We start from the raw sequence: 944 nt of genomic DNA on the forward strand, positions 1-944 counted from the left end.
CGTTTCGCCCCGGCCGACATCGGCTTCGCCCTGGTCGAGCACGACCTGCAAGCCCTGGCCCCCGAAGCCCGGCAACCGGCCGTTGAACAGCTGTCCCAGGAAGAAGCCCGCGCCGCATTCGACCTGAGCAGCGGCCCGCTGATTCGCGGACGCCTGCTGCGCATGGCCGAGGACGAGCACATCCTGCTGGTGACCCAGCACCACATCGTCTCCGACGGCTGGTCGGTGGCGGTGCTGATCGGTGAGTTCAATGCGCTGTACGCGGCGTTCAGCCAGGATCGCGAAGATCCGTTACCGCCCCTGGCCCTGCAATACGCCGACTACGCCGCCTGGCAACAACAGCACCTGCAAGGCGAACGCCTGCAAGCCCAGACGCAATTCTGGAAGGAGCATCTCACCGGCGCCCCGGCGCTGCTGGAACTGCCGGCCGACCACCCACGGCCCCAGGTGCAGAGCTACCAGGGCGCCGCACTGGCGCTGCAACTGCCCGCACCGCTGAGCGCGCGCCTGCGACGCTTCAGCCAGCAGCGCGGCCTGACCCCGTTCATGACCCTGCTGGGGGCCTGGTCGATCCTGCTGTCGCGCCTGAGCAATCAGGCGGAAGTCGTGGTCGGCACGCCCGTCGCCAACCGTCCACGGCGTGAAACCGAAGCGCTGATCGGCTTCTTCGTCAACACCCTGGCCCTGCGCATCGACGTGCCAGCCGACAGCCCTGTCGAGCAGTTGCTCGAACGCATCAAAGCCACCACCCTCGACGCCTACGGCCATCAGGACCTGCCGTTCGAACAAGTGGTCGAAGCCTTGCAACCGGAGCGCAGCCTCGGTCATAGCCCGCTGTTCCAGGCCATGCTGGTGCTCGGCAACACGCCACAGGACCAGGCTTTGGAATTGCCAGGCTTGAGCCTGAGCCCACTGGCCCAGCCCACCGGCACCACCCAGTTCGA

At 67.2% G+C, this 944-nt stretch carries 1 protein-coding gene; it reads left to right on the forward strand.

From position 1 onward, the window contains the following. Positions 1-944 (forward strand): condensation domain-containing protein (locus FGE05_RS29580; protein ID WP_139650431.1); only part of this gene is annotated, 944 nt, incomplete at both ends.

It is taken from the genome of Pseudomonas sp. ICMP22404, assembly GCF_006227205.1.
In the GTDB taxonomy this organism is placed as follows: domain Bacteria; phylum Pseudomonadota; class Gammaproteobacteria; order Pseudomonadales; family Pseudomonadaceae; genus Aquipseudomonas.